General features: G+C 52.3%; 3 protein-coding genes. All 3 read left to right on the plus strand.

The genetic code is table 11. From position 1 onward, the window contains the following. On the plus strand, positions 1 to 1,371 hold a 1,371-nt coding region (locus tag LBF86_08205; protein ID MDR0665481.1), incomplete at its 5' end, for a glycosyltransferase. Next, on the plus strand, positions 1,359 to 3,218 hold the full coding sequence (gene asnB, locus LBF86_08210; GenBank protein ID MDR0665482.1) for an asparagine synthase (glutamine-hydrolyzing): 1,860 nt from the start codon (positions 1,359 to 1,361) through the stop codon (positions 3,216 to 3,218). The genes LBF86_08205 and asnB, both read left to right, overlap by 13 nt. Beyond that, positions 3,215 to 4,120 (plus strand): class I SAM-dependent methyltransferase, encoded by a 906-nt coding sequence (locus LBF86_08215; protein ID MDR0665483.1) that lies wholly within the window; start codon positions 3,215 to 3,217, stop codon positions 4,118 to 4,120. Before asnB ends, LBF86_08215 begins: the two co-directional genes overlap by 4 nt. Positions 4,121 to 4,787 lie beyond the last annotated feature (667 nt).

A 4,787-nucleotide genomic window follows, 5' to 3' on the forward strand; every position in this document is an offset into this window, starting at 1 on the left:
ATAGCCGAATCGATGGCTTGCGGCGCGATCTGCGCCGTTACGGACGTAGGCGATAGCGCCAAGATCGTAGGCGATCTAGGCTTTGTCGCTCCTCCAAGAGAGCCTGAAGCGTTGGCAAAAGCGATAGAAAATGCGCTTGAGAGATCGAAAAACGAACCCGAACTAGGCGAGCGTATCAGATCAAGCGTAATCGATCGCTTTTCGCTTGAAAGAATGGCGGATAGGACGCTTGAGGCGCTTAATCAAACTACGATCGCTTTTATTATTACGGGGCTTAATGTTGGCGGCGCGGAGACGACGCTGTATAAGTTATTAGAAAGGCTCGATCGCCGACGTTTTCGCCCTTATGTTATTTCGCTAACCGGAAACGGCGATCTTACGCCTAAGTTTGAGGCGCTTGGCTTTCCTATTCGAGCTATAAACTTAAGAAACCCGTTTAATTTTTTCGCGCTTATAATCGCGCTACGCAGAATAAAGCCCGATATTGTTCATACATGGATGTATCACGCCGATCTAATCGGGGCGATCGCGGCGCGTTTCGCGAGCGCAAAAAAGATCGCGTGGTGTATTCGCAACTCCAATCTCGACAAGGATAAAACAAAACTTTCCACAAGGCTGGTAGTAAAACTCTGCGCAACGCTCTCAAAACGGCTGCCAAAAACTATTATATCTTGTTCCGCGGCGGCGGCAACAATACACGAAGAGCTAGGCTACGATCGCTCCAAAACGCGAGTTATTCCAAACGGATTTGATCTAAGCGTTTTCAAACCCGATATAGCCGCGAGAGCCAAGATCAGAAAAGAGTTGGCGCTCGACGATCAAACGCCGCTAATTGGCTTAATCGCAAGATACGATCCGCAAAAAAATCATATCGGCTTTATCGAGGCGGCTGCTCTGATCGCAAAAAGAGTTTCGCGAACGCGTTTTGTTCTTGTCGGCAAGGGGATCGACGGCGCGAACGAAACGCTTGCGGAGGCGATCGCGGCGAAAAACCTAACCGACAAGTTTTCGCTTATCGGCGCTCGCGAGGATATTCCCGCGATCTGCGCGGCTTTAGACGTTTTGGTTTCATTCTCTTCCTATGGCGAGGCTTTTCCAAATGTGCTGGGCGAGGCGATGGCTTGCGGCGTTCCGTGCGCCGCGACGGACGCGGGGGATAGCGCCTATATTGTCGGCGACACGGGCAAGATCGTTGAAATAGGCGACGCGCGGGCGCTTGCCGACGCCGTTTTAGAAATTTTTGCGCTAAGCAAAAAAGATCGGCGCGTTTTAAGCCAAAGGGCAAGAGATCGAATCGAGAAAAACTTTGAAATAGGCGATATGGTAAAACGCTACGAAGCGTGTTACGAGGAGCTGTTATGTGCGGCGTAGTCGGCTATTTAGGAGGCGCGGTTAGCGAAACAATCGCTCTTAAAATGAGCGAGGCGATCGCGCATAGAGGACCGGACGATAGCGGCGTATGGATCGACCAAAGCGTCGGCGTGGTTTTGGCGCACCGCAGACTCTCCGTCGTCGATCTCAGCGCGGCGGGCGCGCAACCGATGATAAGCGCGAGCGATCGATTTGTTATCGTCTATAACGGCGAGATATACAACCATTTAGAGCTTCGCGCCTCGCTGCCGATCAATTGGCGCGGGCATAGCGACACCGAAACGCTAATCGAGGCGATCGCCGCTTGGGGCGTGGAAACGACGCTGCAAAAGTGCGTTGGCATGTTTGCCTTCGCGCTATGGGATCGCGCCGAAAAAGCGCTCTTTTTGGCGCGCGATCGTTTTGGAGAAAAGCCGCTTTATTACGGATTCGCAAACGGCGTTTTTATGTTCGCCTCCGAGTTAAAAGCGCTGAGGGCGCATCCTGATTTTGACGCTACGATCGATCGCGACGCGCTTGCGATGTTTGTTCGGTGCGGTTATATCAACGCGCCGTATTCGATCTATAAAGCGATCAAAAAACTGCGGCAGGGCTTTTTTTTGACGCTAAAAAACGGCGAACTAAACGAAAAACAATACTGGAACGCGTTAGACGCGGCTATAAAAACGCCGAGAGAGGATTTAGGCGACGCGGAGGCGATCGACACTCTCGATTTTCTGCTTCGCCGCTCGATTAAATCTCAGATGATCGCCGACGTGCCTTTGGGCGCGTTTCTTAGCGGCGGGGTCGATAGCTCCGCGGTCGTCGCGCTTATGCAGGCGCAAAGCTCTCGCCCCGTCAAAACCTTTACGATCGGTTTTGACGAAACGGAATACAACGAGGCGCCGCACGCGTTATCTGTCGCTAACCATCTGAAAACCGATCACACGGAGCTTTACCTAACGGGCGCGGACGCGCTCGCCGTTATCGAGAAGTTGCCAGAACTATACGACGAGCCGTTTGGAGACAGCTCGCAGATACCGACTTTCCTAGTCGCGCAAATGACGCGGCGGCATGTTACGGTCGCGTTAAGCGGCGACGGCGGCGACGAACTTTTTTTAGGCTACGATCGCTACTTTTTAGCCGAACGTATCGCTAAAAAAATCGGTTGGCTACCCGCCATTTTTCGCGCCGCGCTAGCCAAGCCTTTTTCGACTTTGGGGCGCTTTGGTCGCGTCGGCGATCGTCTGTCGAATATTGCCAAAATCGCCTCGTTCAAAAACGAGGAGGAGTTATACCTATATCTGCTTAGCTCTTTCAAGAATCCAAACGAGATAGCGCTGGGCGCGAACGAGCCGCCGCAAATTAGCGCGAAGGCGATTAGCGATCTTAGCCGCAAGGTTCGCTATCTCGATCAGGTCGATTATCTAAGCGGCGATATTCTCGTCAAGGTCGATCGCGCCGCTATGGGCGTTAGCTTAGAGACCCGCGCCCCTATGCTAGATCATCGTTTAGCGGAGTTCGCGTGGAGTTTGCCGCGCAGGCTTTTAGCGCGCGAGGGCAAAAGCAAATGGCTTTTGCGGCAGGTTCTCTATCGCTACGTTCCAAAAGAGATTATCGATCGCCCGAAAATGGGCTTCGGCGCGCCGATCGATCGCTGGCTAAGAGAGGATTTAAGAGATTGGGCGGACGATCTATTAAGCGTCGATCGTCTAAAATGCGAAGGTTTTTTTAACCCCGATCCGATCGCGCGAATGTGGCAAGAACACCGATCGGGCGATAGACGTTGGCATTACTATTTGTGGAATATACTGCAGTTTCAATTGTGGCTTAACTATATAAAAACCAACAAAGGAGATAAACGATGAGCGGCGCGAATCCAGAGAGAGAGAGAGAGACAAGCGGCGCGAGCGAAGAGATCGCGCGCGGCGAGCGGTTTGCTTTTGGCGATAATTGGGCTAAGTTTTTAGAAAACCTAAGCGAACTTCAGATCGAAGAGGCGCAAAACGATCTTAAAAAGATGTTAGAGGTCGATTCCTTAGAGGGCGAGCGCTTTTTAGACGCTGGTTGCGGCAGCGGGATTCATTCGCTCGCCGCTCGCCGCTTGGGCGCAAATGTCGTTAGTTTCGACTACGATCCAAAAAGCGTAGCCTGCGCGTTGGAGCTTAAACGCCGCTACTACGCGGACGATCCTAATTGGGCGATTGGCGAAGGCAGCGTTTTAGATAGAGATTATTTAAGCGGATTAGGCGAGTTTGACATAGCGTATTCATGGGGCGTTTTGCACCATACGGGCGCTATGTTCGACGCGCTCGCCAATATAGAAAAGCTTGTCGCGCCAAACGGCAGGCTATTTATCTCGATATATAACGATCTAGGAGGCGCCTCGCGCCGTTGGCGGTTAATCAAAAGAGCCTATAACGCCTCGCCAAAAATTATTCGCGCGTTAATCGTGGCGCTGTGCTATCCTCGCATTTGGGGACCAACCGTAATTAGAGATTTTCTGCGCCTAAAACCCTTTGAAACATGGCGCAACTACGCCAAGAGCAGGGGAATGTCCCCGCATAGAGACGTGATAGATTGGGTGGGCGGTTACCCGTTCGAGGTAGCCAAACCCGAAGTTATCTTTGAGTTTTACCGCGACAAAGGTTTTACGCTTAGCAAATTATTCACATGCGCCGGCGGTCATGGTTGCAACCAGTATGTTTTTGCTCGTCGGCAATCGTCTAGCAAATCCGTCAAGCCGCGTCCGAAGAAAACAAAAATATAGCCCGACTTTTTTGGTCTTGCCCGTTATAAGCGGCTTTTAAATCGCGTTTGCGCGCGTCGGTTATGCTGGCGACGTCGCGTCCCTTAGATTTGTATGGTAGAAGCGGGAAGTTGTCAAGAGCGTCGGCGTAGTTAGCGCTTGCTTAAGCGGGACGCATACGCTTGTTCCGTCATTTCCGCTATTTGCCATTCCCGCGTTTTTTAACGCGGGGATCCAGAGCAACGATCAATAAAGAGATGGATACCCGCCTTCGCGGGTATGGCAGAGAGGGTTTTTATTTCCGCAACGAAGCGTAAAAACGGCTGGATAAGCGAGCGCCGTCATTCCCGCGCGGAGCGATAGGGCGGTTTGCCGCCCGTAATCGCGAAGGAGGGCGGGGATCCATCTCTCGCGCCTTCGGCGTATTTGGATACTCGTTTTAACGGGTATGACAGAGAGGGGACGGTATGCGTTAAAGCGGCGATCAAACGCGCAGACGGAGAAGTATGGATGCCCGCCTTTTTCCGCGACGGACGGAGGGTTTTCCGTCATACTCGCGGAGCGCCCGCTTGCTTGCTTTCGCTTGGCGCAAAGGAATGCGGAAATCATCTTCTCTCTGTCATTCCCGCGCGGAGCGATAGAAGCGCGGGCGCTTCGTAATCGCGGAGGAAGGCGGGAATCCATAGAA

This window comes from Helicobacteraceae bacterium (assembly GCA_031258155.1).
In the GTDB taxonomy this organism is placed as follows: Bacteria; Campylobacterota; Campylobacteria; order Campylobacterales; family SZUA-545; genus JAIRNH01.

Bases quoted from the DNA above. Each gene is read 5' to 3' on its own strand.
- asnB (MDR0665482.1), top strand. From the start codon at position 1,359: ATGTGCGGCGTAGTCGGCTATTTAGGAGGCGCGGTTAGCGAAACAATC.
- LBF86_08215 (MDR0665483.1), top strand. From the start codon at position 3,215: ATGAGCGGCGCGAATCCAGAGAGAGAGAGAGAGACAAGCGGCGCGAGC.